Annotated in this window: 19 protein-coding genes; 10 read left to right on the forward strand and 9 right to left on the reverse strand. The window is 72.6% G+C overall.

Annotation, left to right across the window (positions count from 1 at the left end):
* Positions 1-20 precede the first annotated feature (20 nt).
* A complete protein-coding gene (locus SACE_RS34455; protein ID WP_009948810.1) occupies positions 21-1148 on the forward strand; it encodes a pentapeptide repeat-containing protein in 1128 nt (375 codons plus the stop codon).
* On the opposite strand, the gene SACE_RS34460 is transcribed toward SACE_RS34455, so the two are convergent.
* Positions 1129-2235, reverse strand: coding sequence for a hypothetical protein (locus SACE_RS34460; RefSeq protein ID WP_009948808.1), 1107 nt, complete (start codon positions 2233-2235; stop codon positions 1129-1131). The genes SACE_RS34455 and SACE_RS34460 overlap by 20 nt on opposite strands.
* A 78-nt stretch (positions 2236-2313) precedes the next feature.
* On the opposite strand from SACE_RS34460, the gene SACE_RS34465 reads away from it, so the two are divergent.
* Positions 2314-3360, forward strand: a complete 1047-nt coding sequence (locus SACE_RS34465; RefSeq protein ID WP_009948807.1) for a pentapeptide repeat-containing protein — start codon at positions 2314-2316, stop codon at positions 3358-3360.
* A 28-nt stretch (positions 3361-3388) separates the two neighbouring features.
* Here the strand turns inward: SACE_RS34465 and purL are convergent, their stop codons facing one another.
* From purL to purS, 3 genes are read right to left on the reverse strand one after another with little or no spacing between them, the layout of a single operon-like run.
* The gene (gene purL, locus SACE_RS34470; protein WP_009948806.1) at positions 3389-5680 is read right to left on the reverse strand and encodes a phosphoribosylformylglycinamidine synthase subunit PurL; all 2292 of its coding nucleotides are present in this window, start codon (positions 5678-5680) and stop codon (positions 3389-3391) included.
* Positions 5677-6378, reverse strand: a complete 702-nt coding sequence (purQ, locus tag SACE_RS34475) for a phosphoribosylformylglycinamidine synthase subunit PurQ (protein WP_009948805.1) — start codon at positions 6376-6378, stop codon at positions 5677-5679. The genes purL and purQ overlap by 4 nt, the downstream gene beginning before the upstream one ends.
* Positions 6375-6614: a phosphoribosylformylglycinamidine synthase subunit PurS gene (gene purS / locus SACE_RS34480; protein WP_009948804.1), complete on the reverse strand. Its 240-nt coding sequence runs from the start codon at positions 6612-6614 to the stop codon at positions 6375-6377. Before purS ends, purQ begins: the two co-directional genes overlap by 4 nt.
* Before the next feature lie 293 nt (positions 6615-6907).
* Between purS and SACE_RS34485 the strand changes: the two genes are divergently transcribed.
* The 3 genes from SACE_RS34485 (at position 6908) to SACE_RS34495 (ending at position 9163) form a co-directional block, all read left to right on the forward strand.
* On the forward strand, positions 6908-7330 hold the full coding sequence (locus tag SACE_RS34485) for a hypothetical protein (RefSeq protein ID WP_009948803.1): 423 nt from the start codon (positions 6908-6910) through the stop codon (positions 7328-7330).
* Positions 7331-7452: 122 nt separating this feature from the next.
* Entirely contained in the window at positions 7453-8454 is a 1002-nt protein-coding gene (locus SACE_RS34490; protein ID WP_011875266.1) for an NAD-dependent epimerase/dehydratase family protein, read from the forward strand.
* 73 nt (positions 8455-8527) lie between these two features.
* Complete coding sequence (locus SACE_RS34495; RefSeq protein WP_009948799.1) at positions 8528-9163, forward strand: MBL fold metallo-hydrolase; 636 nt, start codon at positions 8528-8530, stop codon at positions 9161-9163.
* A gap of 71 nt (positions 9164-9234) precedes the next feature.
* On the opposite strand, the gene SACE_RS34500 is transcribed toward SACE_RS34495, so the two are convergent.
* The 3 genes from SACE_RS34500 to SACE_RS34510 form a co-directional block, all read right to left on the reverse strand.
* On the reverse strand, positions 9235-9642 hold the full coding sequence (locus tag SACE_RS34500; protein WP_009948798.1) for a hypothetical protein: 408 nt from the start codon (positions 9640-9642) through the stop codon (positions 9235-9237).
* Between the two features lie 112 nt (positions 9643-9754).
* The gene (locus SACE_RS34505; protein ID WP_011875267.1) at positions 9755-10519 is read right to left on the reverse strand and encodes a DUF2334 domain-containing protein; all 765 of its coding nucleotides are present in this window, start codon (positions 10517-10519) and stop codon (positions 9755-9757) included.
* 181 nt (positions 10520-10700) lie between these two features.
* The gene (locus tag SACE_RS34510; RefSeq protein ID WP_009948796.1) at positions 10701-11594 is read right to left on the reverse strand and encodes a phosphoribosylaminoimidazolesuccinocarboxamide synthase; all 894 of its coding nucleotides are present in this window, start codon (positions 11592-11594) and stop codon (positions 10701-10703) included.
* A 76-nt stretch (positions 11595-11670) separates the two neighbouring features.
* On the opposite strand from SACE_RS34510, the gene SACE_RS34515 reads away from it, so the two are divergent.
* Complete coding sequence (locus SACE_RS34515; RefSeq protein WP_009948795.1) at positions 11671-12333, forward strand: TenA family protein; 663 nt, start codon at positions 11671-11673, stop codon at positions 12331-12333.
* A gap of 126 nt (positions 12334-12459) precedes the next feature.
* Positions 12460-13203: a hypothetical protein gene (locus tag SACE_RS34520; protein ID WP_009948793.1), complete on the forward strand. Its 744-nt coding sequence runs from the start codon at positions 12460-12462 to the stop codon at positions 13201-13203.
* A 31-nt stretch (positions 13204-13234) separates the two neighbouring features.
* On the opposite strand, the gene purB is transcribed toward SACE_RS34520, so the two are convergent.
* Positions 13235-14668 (reverse strand): adenylosuccinate lyase, encoded by a 1434-nt coding sequence (gene purB / locus SACE_RS34525; protein ID WP_009948791.1) that lies wholly within the window; start codon positions 14666-14668, stop codon positions 13235-13237.
* Between the two features lie 1044 nt (positions 14669-15712).
* Positions 15713-16255 carry an RNA polymerase sigma factor gene (locus SACE_RS34530; protein WP_009948785.1) on the reverse strand — a complete coding sequence of 181 codons (543 nt, stop codon included), beginning with the start codon at positions 16253-16255 and terminating at the stop codon, positions 15713-15715.
* Positions 16256-16655: 400 nt separating this feature from the next.
* Between SACE_RS34530 and SACE_RS34535 the strand changes: the two genes are divergently transcribed.
* From SACE_RS34535 to SACE_RS34545, 3 genes are all read left to right on the forward strand, one after another.
* Positions 16656-16910 carry a hypothetical protein gene (locus SACE_RS34535; RefSeq protein WP_009948784.1) on the forward strand — a complete coding sequence of 85 codons (255 nt, stop codon included), beginning with the start codon at positions 16656-16658 and terminating at the stop codon, positions 16908-16910.
* Between the two features lie 104 nt (positions 16911-17014).
* Positions 17015-18751: an ABC transporter transmembrane domain-containing protein gene (locus tag SACE_RS34540; protein ID WP_009948783.1), complete on the forward strand. Its 1737-nt coding sequence runs from the start codon at positions 17015-17017 to the stop codon at positions 18749-18751.
* Positions 18748-20511: an ABC transporter ATP-binding protein gene (locus tag SACE_RS34545; RefSeq protein WP_009948781.1), complete on the forward strand. Its 1764-nt coding sequence runs from the start codon at positions 18748-18750 to the stop codon at positions 20509-20511. Before SACE_RS34540 ends, SACE_RS34545 begins: the two co-directional genes overlap by 4 nt.
* Positions 20512-20605 lie beyond the last annotated feature (94 nt).

Consider the following 20605-nt stretch of genomic DNA (forward strand, 5'->3'; position numbering starts at 1 on the left):
GCGGGCGCGAAGATCACGCCATGCGTGATCGCCGCCTGCCGTTGACCATCACCCTCGCGGTACTGGCGCTCGTCGGCGCCAGTACCGCCCTGCTGGTTTTCGACCCCCGCGTTACCAGCGCCGAGGCGCTTCGCACCGGAGGTCTCGCGGCCGGTTCGGTCGTCGCGCTCTACGCGCTGTGGCTCAACGACCGGCGCCGCGTGGTCGAGGAGCGCCGCCAGGAGCTGGAAGCCGAACGGCAGCGGCTGGACAGCGAGCGCTACGCGCTGGAGCAGCGCCGCCAGGAGCTGGAGGACCGGCGCACCGGCCACGACCGGGAACGCGTCGCCGACGAACGCTTCGCCCGCTCCGTCGAGCTGCTGGGCCACGAGGCCGACCAGGTGCGGGTGGGAGCGTTGCACGCGCTGGCCGGGCTGGCCGCCAGCAGCCCGGCCTACACCCAGACCGTCCTCGACGTGCTCTGCTCGTACCTGCGCCGCCCCTTCGACCATCCGAAGTGGACCTGGCCCGGCGACCTTCCGGAGGACGACGCGGACCGGCCGGACATCCCGCACGAGGTGGAGCGCGAACGGCACGTGCGCCAGACCGCGCAACGCCTGATCACCGACCTGCTGCCCACCACCGGCGACGACGACCCCGCGGTCTACGACCTCGACTTGACCAGGGCGTGGCTGGAGCGCTTCAACCTGTCGAACCGGGTGGTCGGGCGGATCGCGGCATACCGGTGCCGGTTCCGGCACACGACGAACTTCAAGGGCGCGAGGATCCACGGCGACGTGGCGTTGCGGGACAGCCGCTTCCTCGGGCGGATCCGCGCTGACGGCGCGGTGTTCCACGGCGGGCTGCAACTGCACAGCTGCACCACCTTCGAGCCGTGCAGCTTCGACGGCACCGAGTTCCACGGCACGCTGGACCTCAAGCACGTCGAGGCCGCCGATCGCATCTACCTGCGGCGCACGTTCTTCGGCGGAGAGCTGGACCTGCGCCACGCCCGCCTCGACGGCGGAGTGGAGTTCTCCCCGCGCACCGACGCCACCCGGACGTACCTGCACGACATCCGGGTGTCCGGGGAGTCGTCGGTGCCGGTGAGCTGGGAGCTGGTCGCCTCCCCCGATGACGGCTACCTGGTCAGGGAGTCCGCCGCGTGAACTCGCGCCGGACCTCGGCGAACAGGTCCGGGTAGTCGGTGCCGAAGGCACCGGCCGCCGAGTGCAGCGCCTCGAACGCGGCGGACAGCGGATCGTCCTCGGTCGCACCGAAGATGGCGGGAAGCGCCGCCGCCTGCTGCAGGAAGTTTTCGGTGCTGCGGTCGGGCAGGGTCACGGTCGTGTGCGGGACTCGCGGATCGTTGAGAAGGACCTCCCACACGCCGAGCTTGTCGTCGAAGGGCGGCGGTAGCTCTCGCCCCTGCTCCAGGGCCGCGAGCGCGGGTGCGATCCAGTCGATGCCGTCGAGCCCGGCCAGCTCGTACGCCCGGCGAACCGCCCACCGCGCCAAGGACCGCTGTGCGTCGGCGTCCAGGTCGGCGATCTCGTCGACCAGGTCGCGGTCGAGCTGCGCCATCGCCCACGCGTGGCCACCGGCCTGGCGGAGCCGTTCGCTCGGAGCCCGTCCCGCCCAGCTCTCGGCCTCGGCGCGAGCACGCACTTCCTCGCGCCTGCGCTCCTCCTCCAACCGCCGCTCACGTTCGGCCTCGGCCTTCTCCTCCGGCGTGGGCGGCGGCGGGAGGCTGCGGGCGACCTGGTGCCAGTACTCGGCGGTCACGCTGGTCTGCTTCACCACGGCGTCCGGCCCCGGCGGAGCCGGCCAGAACTGGAGCAGGTACCGGTCCACCATCGGCTCGCCGTCGGTCCTGGTGTCGACCCGGCGGCTCTCGTCCATCGCGACGGCGCAGTAGCGGACTCGGTAGTCGATCTCCTCCAGGTCCAGCGACCACGCGGCCTCGCCGCCCCACTCGACCAGCGCGACCTCCGGTGACAACGGCCGGAACGACGCCTCGACGGCCTCCTCCCACGCCTCGTCCACGTCGGGCCGCTCGTCGTGGACTTCGACGGTGAACCCGACGTGGCCGGTGTGCAGGCCGGTGGTCAGGAAGAGCTGTCCGGGCACCGCGGCTCCGCAGAGCCCGTTGGACTGCCCCGCCCTGTGCTCTTCGAGGGTCAGGGCGCCGATCTCGCTCTGCACGTAGATCTGGCCGTAGTGGACGTGCACCTCGCCGTCGAACAACGTCCGCATCGTCTCTCCTCTCGCCGCTTCGGCGGGGAGTGTGCCCACGGGCACCGACAGCGGATGACGGCCCCGATAATCATCCGCATGGGTGAGCGCGGGGCTGGTCTGGTCGTGACGATCGCGCTGGCGGTGCTGGCACTGGTCGGGGTGAGCGCGGCTTTGCTCGTCCTGGACCCCCGGACCACCGGGGCGGACGCGCTGCGGACCGGCGGACTCGCGGCAGGCTCGATCGTCGCGCTCTACGCGCTGTGGCTCAACGACCGCAGGCGCCGCGTCGAGGAGCAGCGGCAGGACGTCGAGCGGCAGCGCCAGGAGCTGGAGACCCGGCGCACGGATCTGGACCGCGATCGCGTCTCCGACGAACGCTTCGCCCGCGCCGTCGAACTCCTCGGCAGCGAGGCCGACCAGGTCAGGGTCGGTGCGCTGCACGCGCTCGCCGGGCTCGCGCGCAGCAACCCCTCCTACACCCAGACCGTGCTCGACGTCCTGTGCTCCTACCTGCGGCGGCCGTTCCTGCACCCCCGCTACGGCGACGCGCCGGCGAAACCGGACGACGACGGCGGGTGGCCCGGTCCGGCCACCGCCAACGCCGAGCGCAAGCTCCAGGTCCGGCTCAGCGCGCAGCGGATCATCGCCGATCTGCTGCCCGAGGCCGGCGACGCCGAAGCACCGCGCTACGACCTCGATCTCACCGGCGCGACGCTGGAGTACTTCGACCTGTCCGACCGCAGGATGGGCACGCTGGTCCTGCGGTATGCGCGGCTCTTCAGCAGTTCCAACCTGAGCCGCTGCGTCGTCACCGGCCCCGCGTGGTTCACCGGCATGACGACGGGATCAGGTCGGCTGTCGAGCCGTTTTCGCTGCGCCGAGACGGAATTCCAGGACCGCGCCTGGTTCAGCAAGGTGCACTTCCACGGCCGGGCCGAATTCGACGGAACCACTTTCCGCGGCAGGGCGAAGTTCGCCGACTCCACAGTGGAGGGATCGCTGTCGATGACCGGCTGCGCGTTCGCCGACGACGCCAACTTCAAGGCGGTCCGCTTCGCCGGTCACGTGGACCTCGCAGGCACCACCTGGCAAGGGGAGGTGCCGGAACTGGGAGAGACCCGTGAGTCTTCCGCGCCGCAATAGCAGCCGGGAAGACCCACGGGTCCCGACCTCAGCCGAACAGCTTCGGCAGAGTGCCTTCCCACGCCTCGCGGAGCTCGGCGAGCGGGATGTCGGCGATGTCCTGGATCTCCAGGCTCTTCGAGCCGGCGTCGGCGACGCCGACCTTGGCCCACGGCAGCGAACGCGCCGAGCACATCTCGGTGAACCGCAGCTCCTCGCTGCGCGGCACCGCGACCAGCACCCGGCCGGCCGACTCGGAGAACAGCCAGACGAACGGGTCCGCGTCCTCCGGCAGCACCACGCGCGCACCGGTCTCACCGATCAGCGCGGTCTCCACCAGCGCCTGCGCCAGGCCGCCCTCGGACAGGTCGTGCGCCGCGGAGATCATGCCGTCGCGGGAACCGGCGACCAGCACCTCGGCCAGCAGCTTCTCCCGGGCCAGGTCGACCTGCGGCGGCGTGCCGCCGAGGTGGTCGTGCACGACCTTGGCCCACTCCGAACCGCCGAACTCCTCGCGGGTCTCGCCGAGCAGGATCAGCGTCTCGCCCTGCTCCCCGCCGATTCCGGTGGGGATGCGGCGGGTGACGTCGTCGATGGTGCCCAGCACGCCGACGACCGGCGTCGGCAGGATCGGCTTGCTGCCGGTCTGGTTGTAGAAGCTGACGTTGCCGCCGGTGACCGGGATGCCCAGCTCCCGGCAGCCGTCGGCCAGCCCGCGCACCGCCTCCTGGAACTGCCACATCACGCCCGGGTCCTCCGGCGAACCGAAGTTCAGGCAGTTGGTGACCGCCAGCGGCGTCGCACCGGTGGTGGCGACGTTGCGGTAGGCCTCGGCCAGCGCGAGCTGCGCACCCGCGTACGGGTCGAGCCGGGTGTAGCGGGCGTTGCAGTCGGTGGAGACCGCGATGCCGCGGCCGGTCTCCTCGTCGATGCGCAGCACGCCGCCGTCCGACGGCTGGGCGAGCACGGTGTTGCCGCGCACGTACCGGTCGTACTGGTCGGTGACCCACGCCCGCGAGCACAGGTTCGGCGAGGCGGCCATCCGCAGGACGGTCTGGCGCAGTTCGTCCGGAGTGGACGGCCGCGCCAGGGTGGCCGCGCTGTCGGCGGCGATCAGGTCCTGCTCGGCCGGCCGCTCGACCGGCCGCTCGTAGACCGGGCCCTGGTGCGCGACGGTGCGCGGCGGCACGTCCACCACCAGCTCGTCGTGCCAGTAGATCTCCAGGTTCTCGCCCTCGGTGACCTCGCCGATGACGGTCGCGGTGACGTCCCACTTGGCGCACACGTCCATGAAGGCGTCCACATCGGACGGCTTCACGACCGCGCACATGCGTTCCTGGGATTCGCTGGAGAGGATCTCGGCCGGGTTCATCCCCTTGGCGCGCAACGGCACCTGGTCGAGGTCGACCCGCATGCCGCCGTCACCGGCGGAGGCCAGCTCGGAGGTGGCGCAGGACAGCCCGGCGCCGCCGAGGTCCTGGATGCCCACGACCAGTCCCGAGTGGTACAGCTCCAGGCAGCACTCGATGAGCACCTTCTCGGCGAACGGATCGCCGACCTGGACGCTGGGCAGCTTCTTGCGGCCGGCGCCGCTCTCGTCGCCCTCGAAGGTCTCCGAGGCCAGCACCGAAACGCCGCCGATGCCGTCCAGACCGGTCCGGGCACCGAACAGGATGATCTTGTTGCCGGTGCCGCTGGCGTGCGCGAGGTGCAGGTCCTCGGTCTTCATCACGCCGACGCACATCGCGTTGACCAGCGGGTTGCTCGCGTAGCTCTCGTCGAACACGACCTCGCCGCCGATGTTGGGCAGGCCGAGGCAGTTGCCGTAGCCGCCGACACCGGCCACCACACCCGGCAGCACCCGCTTGGTGTCCGGGGCGTCGGCGGGACCGAAGCGCAGCGGGTCGGCGACCGCGACCGGCCGCGCGCCCATCGCCATGATGTCGCGGACGATGCCGCCGACACCGGTGGCCGCGCCCTGGTAGGGCTCGACGTAGGAGGGGTGGTTGTGGCTCTCCAGCTTGAACGTCACCGCCCAGCCGTCGCCGATGTCGACCACCCCGGCGTTCTCGCCGATGCCGGCGAGCATCTTCGCCTTCATCTCGGCGGTCGTGGTCTCGCCGAAGTACTTCAGGTGCACCTTCGACGACTTGTAGGAACAGTGCTCGCTCCACATCACCGAGTACATCGCCAGCTCGGCGTCGGTGGGCCTGCGGCCCAGGATCTCCCGGATGCGGGCGTACTCGTCGTCCTTGAGCCCCAGCTCCGCGTAGGGCTGCGGGGTTTCGGGGGTGGACTTCGCGTGCTGGACGCTGTCCACGTGCAGGTCGGTGTCGGTCACGCTGCCACCAGTGCATCCAGAACGGACAGGAACATGCCGAGGCCGTCGTCGGTGGGCCCGGTCAGCGGGTCGATCGCGTGCTCGGGGTGCGGCATCATGCCCGCCACCCGGCCGCGGGCGTCGGTGATGCCGGCGATGCCGCGGCGCGACCCGTTCGGGTTCTCCCCGGCGTAGCGGAACAGCACCCGGCCCTCACCCTCGAGCTCGTCGAGCACGGCCTCGTCGGCGACGTAGTTGCCCTCGCCGTGCTTGACCGGGATCAGCAGCTCGGCACCGCGCTCGTAGCGGGCCGTCCAGGCGCTGGTGTTGTTCTCCACCTTCAGCCACTGGTCGCGGCACACGTAGTGCAGGCCCTCGTTGCGGGTGAGCACGCCGGGCAGCAGGCCCGCCTCGCACAGCACCTGGAAGCCGTTGCACACGCCGAGCACCGGCATGCCCTTGCCCGCGGCGGAGACGATCTCGGTCATCACCGGCGCGAACTTGGCGATCGCACCGCAGCGCAGGTAGTCGCCGTAGGAAAACCCACCTGGCACCACGACCGCGTCGACACCGCGCAGGTCGTGGTCGCCGTGCCACAGCGGCACGGCCTCGGCGCCCGCGCGGCGGACCGCGCGCTGGGCGTCGACGTCGTCGAGGGTGCCGGGGAACGTGACGACACCGACCCTGGCGCCCGTGCCGGCGCCCTCGGCCGGGCTCATGCTTCCACCCGCCGCACGGCGAAGTCCTCGATCACGGGATTGGCGAGCAGGGTCTCGGCGATCCGGGCGAGCGTCGCGTCGTCGACGGAGTCGGCGACCTCCAGCTCGAAACGCTTCCCCTGGCGGACTTCGGAGATCCCCTCGAAACCGAGCCGGGGCAGCGCGTTGGCCACCGCCTGACCTTGGGGGTCGAGGATCTCCTGCTTCGGCATGACGTCGACAACGACTCGGGCCACTGGTGCTGCTCCCGGTTTCCGTGCGGATCCACCGGCTGCTCGCGAGCCGGTCGGATGGCCAGCAGTACTTTGAAAGGGTAACTGACCTGGGAGTTCACCCGTGAGGACAGGGGCGCCGAGCTGCGGCGTGGCTCACGGCCGACAGGTGGCGGCCGGTTCCCGGCATCGCAGCGGCCGGTTCCCGACATCACGGTTGGACTTCTTGTTGAACCTCCACCCGGGTCACGCGTCTTCCTGATGTGGAAAGGCGGCGAGCGACCAGCTCGCCGAACCGCGACCGGGGAGGAAGACCCATGCGCAAGCCAACCGTTCTCGTGACCGCCGCCCTGGCCTGCGGCCTCGCCTTCGCGCCCGCGACCCCGATGCTCGCAGCTCCGGCACTCGCGGCGCAGGCGACCGCGCCCGCCGCCGCGGTGCGGCCCGCCGGGCAGCCGGGGCTGACGGCCGACCTCTCGGTGGTCCGGGCGGGCAACACGCTGCACCTGGACCTGGACCACGGCCAGGAGGCGGTGAGCTGGATCTCGTCGCCGGCCTTCGTCCGTGACGCCGAGCACCCCATGGGCGCCGACGAGGGCGTGGCCCGCATCGTCGGCGACCACGACGGCCACGCCTCGGCTGTCGCCACCATCGCCGACGTGCCGCCGGGCGTGTACGAGGTCCACACCCGCGTCGGCGGCGGCGTCGGCCCGAGCACGACCATCACCGTCGTCGAGTGATCGCTCGAACCCGCGAGTCTCTTGGTCTGCTGTAGCGACCGAAGAGGCTCACGGGCGCGCAGCGGCGTTCGCCGGTAGCGAGAACGGTCGCCGTAGCGGGGATCGCGGACCAGAGTGATCGCATGAGACTCCTCGTGCTCGGTGGAACCGAGTTCCTGTCCCAAGCGGTCGCGGCCGACGGCGTGCGCCGCGGCCACGACGTCGTGTGCGCCGCCCGCGGCGTCACCGGCCCGGTGCCGGAAGGCGCGCGGCTGGTCAAGGTCGACCGCGACGCCCCGGGGAGCGTCGACGTGCTCGCGGGCGAGCGCTTCGACGCCGTCGTGGACGTCGCCAAGATGTCGTACCCCTGGGTGCGGGACGCGCTCGCGGCGGTCGGCGCGACGGCCGGGCACTGGACGTTCGTCTCGACCGTCAACGTCTACGCGGACACCGCGACCGCGACCGACGAGCTGCTCGAACCGCTTGCCGAGCCGCCCGCCGAGATCCCCGACGACAAGCTCGCCGAGGTCTACGGCGCGATCAAGGTGGCGAGCGAGAACGCGGTGCGCGACGCCGTCGGCGACCGCGCGTTCATAGTCCGGCCCGGGCTGATCACCGGGGCTCGGGACGCCACCGACCGCTTCGGCTACTGGGTGGCCCGGTTCGCGCGCGGCGGCCGGGTCCTGGTCCCCGACGAGCCGGCGCAGCCGATCCAGCACGTCGACGTCGTGGCGCTGGCGAAGTGGATCGTCGACTCCGCGGAGCAGCGCACCACGGGCACCTTCGACGCCACCGGTCCGGTCCTCGAACTGGGCGACCTGCTGCGGGAGGTCGCGGCACTCGTCGCACCGGAAGGCACCGAACTGGCCGCGGTCGCACCCGCCGACCTGACCGGGGCGGGCGTGAACCCGTGGTCCGGCCCGAAGTCGCTGCCGTTCTGGGCGCCGAAGACCCACTACGGCGTGGTCACCCGCGACGCCTCCGCCGCGTGGGGCGCCGGGCTCGGCATCCGGCCGCTCGGCGGCACCGTCCAGGACGCCCTCGACACCGAACGCCGCCTCGGCACCGACCGGGAGCGCAAGGCCGGGCTCACCCCGGGGCAAGAGGCCGCCCTGCTGGCCGATCTCCCGCAACGCGCCTGGTGAGGAGTCGTATCGCGCCCGCGCCGCTGTGGCAGAGTGACAACCGGAATCGACGCGGGCGAGAAAGGGCGCGAAGGTGCAGATCACCCACTTCGGACATTCCTGCGTGCTGCTGGAGACCGGCTCGGCGCGGCTGCTGCTGGACCCCGGCACGTTCTCGTCGGGCTTCGAGGACCTGCGGGACCTCGACGGCGTCCTGATCACCCACCAGCACCCCGACCACCTCGACTTCGACCGGGTGCCCGCGCTGCTGGAGCACAACCCGCACGCCCGCTTCATCGCCGACCACGGCTCGGCCGAGATCGCCGAGAGCAAGGGCTTCGGGGTCACCACCGCCGCGCCGGGGGACACGCTGTCCTTCGGCGCCACGACGGTCGACGTCGTCGGCGGCAAGCACGCCGTGATCCACCCGGACCTCCCGCTGGTCGACAACATCGGCTACCTGGTCGACGGCGGCGCCTTCTACCACCCGGGCGACTCGTTCCACGTGCCGCAGCAGCGGGTGGACGTGCTCGGCCTCCCGACGGGCGCCCCGTGGCTGAAGCTCTCCGAGTCGGTGGATTTCCTGCGGGCGGTCGGGCCGCGCGTCGCGGTGCCGATCCACGAGGCGGTGCTGGCCCGCCCCGAGATGCACTACCGGATGTTCGAGCAGCTCGGCCCCGAGGACACGACCGTGAACGTCCTCGACCGCGAGGTGCCGACCCGGTTCTGACCCGCCGCCGGGAGGCGGCCGTGATGGCCGCCGGCCTCGGCGGGGTTCACGGCCGTGCTCCCCACTCGTGATCAGTCGTCGCGCCCGGCGACGTCGTCGGCGTCGTCGTGGTGGTCGTCGCGGTCGTCGGCCGGGTCGTCGAAGCGGTCGTCGTGGTCATCCGCCGGGTTGTCGAACCGGTCGTCGTCGAACCGGTCATCGCAGTCGTCGAACCGGTCGTCGGCGTCGTTGTCGAACCTGCCGTCGAACCTGTCGTCCCGGTCGTCGAACCGGTCGTCGCGGTCGTCGTCGACGCAGGGCACGGCAGCCGGGACCTGGCCGGGCACCACCGCACCGGGCTGTCCGGGCACCTGCTGCTGGGGCGGCGCCGGAGGTGCGCCGGTCTCGCCCGCCAGCGCCACACCCGCACCGCCGACTCCCACCGCCGCCGTCACCGCGGTCGCCACCAGCCAGGCCCGCTTCGTGTTGCGAATACGCATGATCTTCCGCCTCGGTTCCTTCCGATCGGCTTCTCGCCCTGACAGGAACCAGCATCGGAGGCGCCGGTGAGATGCCCCTGAACCCGCTGTGAAGGGCTTTTCATCTGCCCTTTCAGCTCGACAGCGGGTCGGTGTTGCGCGACCGGTGCCGCGGTTCGCGGGGACGCGGGATGCGCACGGGCCCCGCGTAGGAGGCGTAGGTCGTGGGCTGGGCGCCGTGGTGCAGGGCGAGGTCGACGGCGTCCAGCACCGCCTGCCTCGGCCCGCTGCGCCGCAGGTCGGCGGCGTCCACCGCGATCCGGACCATGCGCCCGCGCCGGGCCGCGCGTCCGACGCCCAGCACCAGCGCCCGGCACCACCACGGTTCGGCGCGCTCGCCGGAGCCGAGCGAGTGCACGCGGGCCCGGTGCGCGTGGCCGGCCTCCAGCTCGCGGACCGCGAGCGCGTCCGCGCACACCGCGAAGCCGTGGCGCCGCAGCGCCATGAGCGTGCCGGGGGAGGCGAACCACCTCGGCGGCACGAAGGTGTCCGTGCGCAGGCCGAGCCGGTCGAGCAACGCCAGCGCGGGCAGCAGCCGCAGCCCGGCCTCGTGCGCCGGGATGGTGGCGAACTCGGCCCTGCGCAGCGTCGCGGCCGGGCGTCCGAGGCGGCTGAGCACGCCCATCGCGGTCTCCCCTCGCCCGAAGCCGTGCAGCTCCACGGTGTCCCGCCCGCGGCGGCGGTGCCGGATCCAGTCGAGGAGCTGCTCGTCGGTGCCCGGCCGGGGCGCGAACAGCAGCGACAGCGGTACGCGGCGGCGGTCCATCTCGGCGGCGAAGTCCGCGCACTGGTCCAGGACCCGGTGGTCGAGCCCGGACAGCGAGACGACGAGCGGCATGCTCACGGCACACCATTGGGCCCTGCGCCGGTGACCTGCGCCTGACCCGCAGATGTCCGGCGGGAACAGATCCGGCGAATCCAGCGCTACCGCGGCTCGGCAGGCGGCCAGGTGGAGCAGTGAGCGGCCAGGTGGCGCGGTCAAGCGACCGCGTGGCGCGGTGGCTTGACCGGCCGCGTGATCAGGCCGCCGGGGAAGGCCAGTCGGCGAGGTCCAGGCCGGTGATCCGCTCGTACGCCTCGACGTAGCGCGCCCGCGTCGCCGCGACGACGTCGTCGGGCAGCGGCGGCGGAGGCGTGTCCGAGGCGCGGTCCCACCCCGACTCGGCCGAGGTCAGCCAGTTGCGCACGTACTGCTTGTCGAACGACGGCTGCACCTTGCCGGGCTCGTAGCCGTCGGCGGGCCAGTACCGCGAGGAGTCCGGGGTCAGCACCTCGTCGCCGAGCACCAGCGCCCCGCCACCGGCGACGCCGAACTCGAACTTGGTGTCGGCCAGGATCACGCCCCGCTCGCGGGCGTGCTCGGCGGCCCGCCCGTAGACCCGCAGCGTCAGCTCGCGCAGCTCGGCGGCCAGCTCCTGGCCGACCGCCTCCGCGACCGCCTCGAAACTGACGTTCTCGTCGTGCGCGCCCAGCTCGGCCTTGGTCGCCGGGGTGAAGATCGGCTCCGGCAGCCGGGACGCCTCGGTCAGGCCCTCCGGCAGCACGACCCCGCACACCGCGCCGGTGCGCTGGTAGTCCAGCAGCCCGGAGCCGGTCAGGTAGCCGCGCGCGACGCACTCCACCTGGAGCATCTCCAGCCTGCGCACGAGCAGCGCGCGGCCGCGGACCTCGGCGGGGATGCGCGGGTCGTCCCAGGCGACCAGGTGGTTCGGGACGACGTCGGAGAGCAGGTTGAACCAGAACACGCTCATCGCGGTCAGCACCCGGCCCTTGTCCGGGATCGGCGTGCTCAGCACGTGGTCGAACGCCGAGATGCGGTCGGATGCCACCAGGAGCAGGTGTTCGTCGTCCACGGCGTGCAGCTGGCGGACCTTGCCTGCCGCGATCTGGGGGTAATCGGCGAGTGCAACCACGTGGCGGATTGTCCCCCATCGGTCCCGCGCCCCGGCCGGACGGGGCTGGTATGACTGGCTGGCGAGGAGGATTGCCGTGACCGAGACATCCGCACCGTCCTTCACCGAGTGGCTGCGCGGCCGCAGCGAACCGGACTGGACCGCCGTGACCACCCACCCGTTCACCGACGCGCTGTTCGAGGGGCTGGTCCCGGCCGCGAAGATGCGCTCCTACCTGGTGCAGGACTTCCAGTTCGTCGACGACTTCCTCGCGCTGCTGGGCTCGGCGCTGGCCAAGGCGGACCGCTACTCCTCCAGGCTCGCCATCGCGGGCAGCATCGGCGTGGTCACCAGCGAGGAGAACACCTACTTCCAGCGCGCCTTCGACGCGCTCGGCGTCGGCGAGTCCGACCGGACGAGCCCGGCGCTGGACCCGGCGACGACGGCGTTCCGGGAGCTGATGGCCGACACCAACGCGCGCGGCGGCTACGCCGAGGTGCTTACGGTGCTCACCGTTGCGGAGTGGAGCTACCTGGAGTGGGCGATGCGGGCGCCCGCCGCCGCGCCGGAGAACTTCGTGCACGCGGAGTGGATCGAGCTGCACAACAACCACGGCTTCCGGCGGTGGGTGCAGTGGCTGTGCGGGGAGCTCGACCGCGTCGGCGCCGCGCTCGACGAACGCGCGCGGGCGCGCTGCCTGCGGCTGTTCCAGCAGGCCACGCGCTGCGAGCTGGACTTCTTCAACGCGCACTGGGACTGACCCGCCCGCCCCGCTGGGCCATACAGGTGAACACCGGCGGGACCGGCCGGACTCGCCGGCGGCCGGCCCGATAATGCGCCCGACCACAGCCGCGGGGCCGCGGCTCCGGGCGGGAGGGCACGGGCGATGGAACCGGTGGCGACAGACGCGCGGCTCGGCAGGCTGCTCAGCACGCACCCCGTTGACAACCGCCGCCGCTGGTGGACCGGTGCGGTGGCGCTCGCGGCCTGCCTGACCGGCGTCGGCATGCTGGTGTTCTTCGTCTGGGCGGCGGTGCCCGGCAGGGGCGGGTTCATGGGCCTAGCGCTGGTGTTCATCGCCGTCGGGCTGCCGGTGGCGGTGGTCCGGCTGTCCCGGGCGGTTCGCGGCGGGCGTCGGGAGACGGTCGAGCTCTACGAGCGCGGCCTGGCGCGCCTCGCCCTGACCGGACGCCGGAGCTGGACCTGGCAGGAGGTCAGCTCGCTCGATCCGTCGCCCCGGGCCCGGCCCACCGCGACCGTGCCGTGCACCGCGAGGTTCACCGACGGGTCCAAGGTCGTGATCGACGACCACACCGCCGAAGGCGCGCGGGTCGTCGAGGCGCTGACGAGCCACTGCCCGAACGCGCCGGGCCACCTGCCCCGCCGGGACGGCGAGACCGCGGTGCTGTGGGGGCTGCCCCTGCTGGCCATCGCGTCCGGCACGGGGCTCGTGCTCATGATCCGCTACATCGTCGTCTACGACGGGGTGACCGTGGACGGCGGTCCCGGCCGGCCCGACATCCCCGTGATCAGCGACAGCACGGGCGCCCTGCTGGCCGTGGGCATCCTCGTCTGCATCGTCGTGACGCTGATGTCGCTGCTGCTGTTCTTCTTCCTCCGCGACCGGTAGGCGGGCGGCGGTCGCCGCCCGCCCCGACAGGTCAGAGGATGGGCGACGGGGTGTAGGCGGCCGCGCCGGGGTAGCGCCCGGCGATCTCCTCGACCTGCGCGACCACGTCGCCGACCTGCGCCGCCGCGGCGCCGGTGAAGGCCAGCCGGTCGGCGAGCAGCGCCTCCAGCGCCTCGCGGTCCAGCGGCAGCCGGTCGTCGGCCGCCAGCCGGTCGAGCAGGTCGTTGCGCTCGGCGCCCTTCTCCCGCATGGCCAGCGCCACCGCGACCGCGTTCTCCTTGATCGCCTCGTGCGCGGTCTCGCGGCCGACACCGGCCCGCACGGCGGCCATCAGCACCTTGGTCGTGGCCAGGAACGGCAGGTAGCGGTCGAGCTCGCGGGCGACCACGGCGGGGAACGCGCCGAACTCGTCCAGCACGGTCAGGAAGGTCTCCAGCAGGCCGTCGAAGGCGAAGAACGCGTCGGGCAGCGCGACCCGGCGGACCACCGAGCACGACACGTCGCCCTCGTTCCACTGGTCGCCCGCCAGCTCGCCGGTCATCGACACGTAGCCGCGCAGGACCACCGCCAGGCCGTTGACCCGCTCGCACGAGCGGGTGTTCATCTTGTGCGGCATCGCGCTGGAGCCCACCTGGCCGGGCTTGAAGCCCTCGGTGACCAGCTCGTGCCCGGCCATCAGCCGGACCGTGGTCGCCACGTTGGAGGGCGCGGCGGCGAGCTGGGCCAGCGCGGTCAGCACCTCGTAGTCCAGCGAACGCGGGTAGACCTGGCCGACGCTGGTCAGCGCCCGGCCGAAGCCGAGATGCTCGGCGACCCTGCGCTCCAGCTCGGCGAGCTTGTCCGGGTCGCCGCCGAGCAGGTCGAGCATGTCCTGGGCGGTGCCGACCGGGCCCTTGATCCCGCGCAGCGGGTAGCGGTCGAGCAGCTCCTCCAGCCGCCGGAAGCCGACCAGCAGCTCGTCGGCGGCGGTGGCGAAGCGCTTGCCGAGGGTGGTGGCCTGCGCGGCGACGTTGTGCGAGCGACCGGCCATGACCAGCTCGCCGTGCTCGGCGGCGAGCCTGCCGAGGCGGACCAGCACGGCGACGACGCGGTCGCGGACGTGCTCGAGGCTGCGGCGCACCTGCAGCTGCTCGACGTTCTCGGTGAGGTCGCGCGAGGTCATGCCCTTGTGGACCTGCTCGTGCCCGGCGAGCGCGTTGAACTCCTCGATGCGGGCCTTGACGTCGTGGCGGGTCTGGCGCTCGCGCTCGGCGATGGAGTCGAGGTCGACCCTCTCCACCACCCGCTCGTAGTCGGAGAGCACCTGCTCGGGGACGTCGATGCCGAGGTCGGCCTGGGCGCGCAGCACGGCCAGCCAGAGCCGCCGCTCGAGGACGACCTTGTGCTGGGGAGACCACAGCTCCACCAGCTCCGGCGAGGCGTAGCGGGCGGCGAGCACGTTCGGGAGGTTGGGCTTGACCGTCACGAGCAGCCAGGATACTGCCGCCCCTGGTTGCGGGGACGCTCACCCCGCTGCCGCTGACCAGGTCAAACGTCCGACGACCGGTCGGAGCGCGAGCCGCGGCCCGGTGGAGCGCACCTCGGGACGGACGCTGTGCTGGTCCCACGCGCACGTCGGCGCGGGCCTGGTGGCGGTCCCGCGCGAGCGCCACCGCCGTGGTCAGCGGGAGAGGGTCAGAAGCGGGTCGGTGGCGATCGCGGCGAGCTCCTTCGAGCTCATCGCGGGTTCGGAGGTCGTGCTGGATGATCACGCGCTCCAGCTCGAAAGCGGGTTCCCCGGCCTCGGCGGTCAGGAAGGCGGCCGAGGTCAGCACGGCGCTTCCGTCGGCGCGGAAGTGGTAGACGTCGTGCAGGGGCGTCCCCGTCGCGCCGGAGTGGAGCCGGGTGAGCACGTCGACGACGAGCGAGCCGTCGGGCCGCGGCCAGCTCCGGCAGTCCAGCACCGCCTTGTACCGGTCCTCCTGGCCGCACGACTCGCGCGGCGACAGCCCCGCGGCACCGGGTGCGTAGACGGTGGTCTCCAGTCGCACCCCGATCGGCGCGGTCCCCACGCCGGGGCTGTTCACCGGGCGGACGAAATCGGCGGAGACGTTCACGTTGGCCGAGCCGCCGCCGTGGGCAGCGGGCACGAAACCGGTCCGGTGGCCGGCGCGGAGCCCCCTGGCGTCCGGGACTTCCCGCGACACCATTCGCGTGAGGTCGGCCTCGAACCGTTCGGCGCGTGCAGCCAGTTCCGGCTCGCTGATCCGCAGCGGAGCCACCGCCCGCGGCGGCCACTCCACCGGACGCGCGGCGGGCGGTGCGGCCGGGGTCAGGTCGGGCTCGGTCAGCCATGCGGGCACCAGGCCCGCGACGGTCGCCACCACGACCGCGGCGACCGCCGCCGCCGTCGTCCGGCGGCGCCGCTGCCGCCGCGCCGCCTCGGTCACCACGTCGTCGGGGTCGAACCCCAGCGGCGGCTCGTCGGCGACGGCGGTCCGCATGCCCTCGCGCAGCAGTTCCGGATCCATCACGCACTCCTCCTCGCGCCCGCCCCGGCCAGGTCGGGAGCGGTCCTGGCGATCGCGGCCCGCAGGTTGCGCAGGCCGCGCGACGCCTGGCTCTTGACCGTGCCCTCGGAGCACCTGAGCGCCGCGGCCACCTCGGCCGTCGGCAGGTCCTCCCAGTAGCGCAGCACAAGCACCGCCCGCTGCCGCGGCGGAACCTCGGCCAGCGCGCTCAGGACGAGGTCGCGCGCCTGCGCGCGCTGGCCCGCCACGGCCGGGTCGGCCAGCGGGTCTCCCGGGTCGGGCACGACGCCGTCGCGGTTCTCCGAACGCCGCCAGGGCTTGCGCCGTTCGTCGAGCCACACGCGCATCAGCACCTTTCGCGCGTAGGCGTCGGCCGCGTCCCCGTCCACCCGGCGCCAGGCGCGGTAGAGCTTGAGGAGGGTGTTCTGGACGAGGTCCTCGGCGAGGTGCCAGTCACCGCACAGCAGGTACGCCGAGCGGCGCAGCACCACGGCACGGCTCCTGGCGAACTCGCGGAAAGACCGCTCCTCTTCCGCCCGCATCGACCTGATTTCCTCTCCGCGCCACCACCTCGTAGTACGGACCGCGCCGGGAGGGGGTTGCACGTGTCGGTGGACGCGCGGGCGGGCGCGCGGTTGCCAGGCGGCGGGAACCCGCCACAGGCAGGACCGACCCGGTTGTGATGCTCGTCATGCCGGTTCGTACGAAGGGCTGTCGAGAGCGAACGGCAGGGGCGTTCAGAACAGCACGAACGACCAGATTTCACGCATATCGACGCTTCATCGGCTCTCCGGACCGGCGAACGGCCCTAATCGGAGAACGTGCTATTCCTTGATTGAAGGGTAAATAATAGCCAGGTCGGCGGCCGAATGACAGGCTGTTCACCAGTTCGTCGTTCATCGTCAACCGACCGGAATAGAAACGAACGGATGGTCTGGTGAAATGTTCGGCCCGGATCGCCACGACGTGTTCTGGATCGTCGGGTCCGGCCTGAAACTCAGGCACGCGACCAAGATGCGCCCTGGTGCGGCGTATTCCGGCCAGCAGGTGCCCACGCTCTGCGACGACCTGATCAAGGTCCCGCAGGCCACGCCCAGCGGCCGGGAACCGAACTCGAAAAGCATCACCGAACGCTGCCCGCAATGCAGCGAAGAAGCCGAGCGTTGCGGCTTCTCCACGATCTCCTGGGACTTCTGAGCACCTCCACCCGGACTTCCGGGCACGTCCGCCCGGGCCGCGCGGTGCGACGGCGCGAAAATGAGTCGCCGCGCTGACCGGGCCGGACTACCGTTCGGTCCGCCATGACTCCCGATACGCGCGGTTCATCACGTTTCCTGTGGTCGCTGCTGCGGCGGCGCCCCGGGCTGCCGGCCATCGCGGTGCTCACCGGCGCGCTCTGGATGCTGCCGACCGCGCTGATGCCCCTGGCGATCGGCAACGCGATCGACGGCGGCATCCGCACCGGCGAGGTCCCGGTGCTGCTGGCGTGGCTGCTCGTGGTGCTCGGGCTCGGTGCGGTGCAGACGGCGAGCGCGGCCGGCCTGGAATGGGTCTCGCACACGATGTGGATCGACGCGGCGGCCACCTCGCAGCGGCTCGCGCTCGCCCACGTCGCCCGCCTCGGCGCCACGCTTACGCGCAAGGTGAGGGCGGGCGAGGTCGTGGCCATCGGCTCCTCCGACATCTACCGGATCGCGGCGTTGTTCGAGGTCATCGGGCGGGCCGCGGGTTCGCTCGTCTCGTTCGCCATCGCCGCGGGCGTGGTGCTGGCGCTGTCGCCGGTGATGGGCGCGGTGGTGCTGGTCGGCGTGCCGCTGGCGACCATCGGCATCGGACCGCTGCTGTCGCCGCTGCACCGCCGCGAGGAGGTCCAGCGCGAGCGGGTGGCCGACCTCAACGCGCTGGCCACCGACATCGTGTCGGGGCTGCGCATCCTGCGCGGCGTCGGCGGGGAGTCGCGGTTCCACGCGCGGTTCGTCGAGTCCAGCCAGCGGGTGCGGGCGGCGGGCGTGGCGTCCGGCCGGGTGGAGGCGTGGCTGGCCTTCGCCGAGATCCTGCTGCCCGGCCTGGTCACGGTGCTGGTCACCTGGCTCGGCGCGCGGCTGGCGCTGGCCGGCACGATCTCGGTCGGCGAGCTGGTGGCCTTCTACGGCGTCTCGGCCTTCCTGGTGATCCCGGTGCGCACGGCGACCGAGGCCGCCTACTCCTACGCGACGGCGAAGGTCGCCGCCCGGCACATGTGCGGCCTGCTGCGCACCCGGCCGGAGCCCGGACCGCCGGAGCGGCCGAGGCCGCTGGACAGCGGTCCGCTCGCGCTGCGCGACGAGTCGCGCGGCCTGGAGATCGCCGCGGGCAAGCTGACGGTGATCGACGCGGGCGCTGACGGGGAGGCGCTGGCGGAACGCCTGGCCGGGCACCGGTTCGTGCTCGACGGCGAAGCTGCCGGCGGACACGAACAGGCTCCCAGCGCCAGTTCCGATGGCCGCGCCTCGGAAGCGAACGCACGCGCAGGCGAACGCCCTGCGGTGGAGAACGGTTCCGACGACCGGCCCGCGGAAGCGAACGCGCGGGATGCCCGCGGGCGCGTGCTCGCCAACGGCGTCCCGCTCGACGAGGTCGCGCCCGCGGAGCTGCGCCGCCGGATCGTGCTCGCGCACAACCAGGACCTGCTGTTCTCCGGTCCGGTGCACACCGAACTCGATCTCGGCACCGCCGTGGACGTGCCGACCGCGCTGCACACCGCCGACGCCCACGACGTGATCGAGGCGCTGCCCGCCGACGCGGTGCTCGACGAGCGGGCGCGGTCGCTGTCCGGTGGCCAGCGCCAGCGGCTGGTGCTGGCGAGGGCGCTGTGCTCGGACGCCGACGTCCTCGTGCTCGACGAGCCGACCTCGGCGGTCGACGCGCACACCGAGGCGCGGATCGTGCGGCGGGTCCGCGAGCTGCGGGCCGGGCGGACCACGGTCGTGCTCAGCCAGAGCCCGCTGTGGCGGCAGGCCGCCGACGAGACCGCGACGCTGGAAGGACGGACCTCGTGAACACCCGGCTTCCGCTGGCCGGCCAGAGCGCCGTGCGCGCCTGGGTCTGGCGGACCGCGCTGGCCAACCGCGGTGCGTACGCCGCGATGATGGCGCTGTTCGTCTCCGCCACCGTCGTCGGGCTCGCCGGTCCGCAGCTGCTCGGTATGCTGGTCGACTCGGTCGTGGCGGGCGCGTCGACCGCGCGGGTGGACGTGCTGGCAGGCGTGTTCCTGGCCGTGCTGGTGGCGCAGGCGCTGCTGGCGCGGGCCGCGCGGTTGCGCGCGACGCTGCTCGGCGAGCAACTGCTGGCCAAGTCGCGCGAGGAGGTCGTCGGCCACGCGCTGAGGCTGCCGCTGAGCACCGTGGAGTCGGCGGGCACCGGCGACCTGCTCAGCCGCTCCACCACCGACGTCGACCGGCTCGACTACACCGTGCGCAGCGCGGTCCCGGAGATCACCGTCGCGCTGATCACCCTCCTGCTGACCGCGGTCGCCATGGTCGTGACGTCACCGCTGCTGGCCTGCGGGATGCTGATCGCGGTGCCGCTGATCGTGCTGAGCACCCGCTGGTACTACCCGCGCGCCCGGCCGGTGCTGCAGGGCGTGCTGGCCGGGTGGGCCGAGGTGCAGTCGAGCACCCACGAGTCGGTCGAGGGCGCGCGGACCGTGGACGCGCTGCGGCTCTCCGATCGCCGCATCGCGCACAACGAGCGGGTGCTGGGCAACGCTGTGGACAAGGAGCAGCGCCACCGCAACCTGCTCACGATCTGGCTGCCGTGCCTGGAGATGTCCTACGTCCTGCCGATCGGGGTGATCCTGCTGATCGGCGGCTGGGCGTACGCGGCGGGTTCGGTGGAGCTGGGCACGATCACCACGGTCGTGCTCTACGCCCAGGCGATGTCGAACCCGCTGGACGAGTTGCTCGCGTGGATCGACGAGCTGCAGATCGGCAACGCCGCGCTGCGCCGGATCCTGGGCGTCGGCCGGGCGCCGGTCAGCGGACCGGGCGAGGGCGGCGCCGCCGTCGAGCGCGACCGCGGCCACGACCTGTCCGTGCGCGGCGTGCGCTTCTCCTACCGGGAGGGCCAGGAGATCCTGCACGGCGTCGACCTGACGGTGGGGGCCGGGCAGCGCCTGGTCATCGTCGGCCCCTCGGGGGCGGGCAAGTCCACGCTGGGACGGCTCATCGCCGGGGTCAACGCGCCGGACTCCGGTTCGGTGGCCTTCGGCGACACCGAGATCACGTCGCTGCCGACCGACCGGCTGCGCCGCGAGGTCGTGCTGCTGACCCAGGAGCACCACGTGTTCGCCTGCTCGCTGCGGGAGAACCTGTGCCTGCCTGCCGGTGACGACGGCTGGAGCGACGAGCGGCTGCTCGCCGCGCTGGAGACCGTCGGCCTCGGCGAGTGGACGTCGCGGCTGCCCGAAGGGCTCTCCACCGTGCTCGGCGCGGGCGGACACCCGGTACCCGCCGCCGTGGCGCAGCAGATCGCCCTGGCCCGCGTCATGCTCGCCGACCCGCACACCCTCGTGCTGGACGAGGCCACCTCGCTGCTGGACAACGAGACCTCGCGCGACCTGGAGCGGTCGATGTCGACGCTGCTGGCGGGCCGCACCGTGATCGCCATCGCGCACCGGCTGCACGCGGCGCGCGACGCCGACCAGGTGGCGGTGATGGAGGCGGGGCGCATCGTCGAGCTCGGCACCCACGCGGAACTGCTCGCGGCGGGCGGCTCCTACGCCGAGTTGCACCGGGCCGCGACCCCGGAACGCGCCTGACGCGGGTGGGCTGGAACGTGTTCCAGATGTGGCTTGCGCAGTGGGTCGCCTGGCGGAACCTCAGCCGCAAGTGATCCGGCTGAGTCCCACACCG

The sequence above is a fragment of the Saccharopolyspora erythraea NRRL 2338 genome, assembly GCF_000062885.1.
In the GTDB taxonomy this organism is placed as follows: domain Bacteria; phylum Actinomycetota; class Actinomycetes; order Mycobacteriales; family Pseudonocardiaceae; genus Saccharopolyspora_D; species Saccharopolyspora_D erythraea.

Bases quoted from the DNA above. Each gene is read 5' to 3' on its own strand.
- SACE_RS34540 (WP_009948783.1), top strand. From the start codon at position 17,015: ATGACTCCCGATACGCGCGGTTCATCACGTTTCCTGTGGTCGCTGCTG.
- SACE_RS34535 (WP_009948784.1), top strand. From the start codon at position 16,656: ATGTTCGGCCCGGATCGCCACGACGTGTTCTGGATCGTCGGGTCCGGC.
- SACE_RS34530 (WP_009948785.1), bottom strand. From the start codon at position 16,255: ATGCGGGCGGAAGAGGAGCGGTCTTTCCGCGAGTTCGCCAGGAGCCGT.
- SACE_RS34500 (WP_009948798.1), bottom strand. From the start codon at position 9,642: ATGCGTATTCGCAACACGAAGCGGGCCTGGCTGGTGGCGACCGCGGTG.
- SACE_RS34490 (WP_011875266.1), top strand. From the start codon at position 7,453: ATGAGACTCCTCGTGCTCGGTGGAACCGAGTTCCTGTCCCAAGCGGTC.
- SACE_RS34460 (WP_009948808.1), bottom strand. From the start codon at position 2,235: ATGCGGACGTTGTTCGACGGCGAGGTGCACGTCCACTACGGCCAGATC.
- SACE_RS34455 (WP_009948810.1), top strand. From the start codon at position 21: ATGCGTGATCGCCGCCTGCCGTTGACCATCACCCTCGCGGTACTGGCG.
- SACE_RS34465 (WP_009948807.1), top strand. From the start codon at position 2,314: ATGGGTGAGCGCGGGGCTGGTCTGGTCGTGACGATCGCGCTGGCGGTG.
- SACE_RS34485 (WP_009948803.1), top strand. From the start codon at position 6,908: ATGCGCAAGCCAACCGTTCTCGTGACCGCCGCCCTGGCCTGCGGCCTC.
- SACE_RS34505 (WP_011875267.1), bottom strand. From the start codon at position 10,519: ATGCCGCTCGTCGTCTCGCTGTCCGGGCTCGACCACCGGGTCCTGGAC.
- purQ (WP_009948805.1), bottom strand. From the start codon at position 6,378: ATGAGCCCGGCCGAGGGCGCCGGCACGGGCGCCAGGGTCGGTGTCGTC.
- SACE_RS34520 (WP_009948793.1), top strand. From the start codon at position 12,460: ATGGAACCGGTGGCGACAGACGCGCGGCTCGGCAGGCTGCTCAGCACG.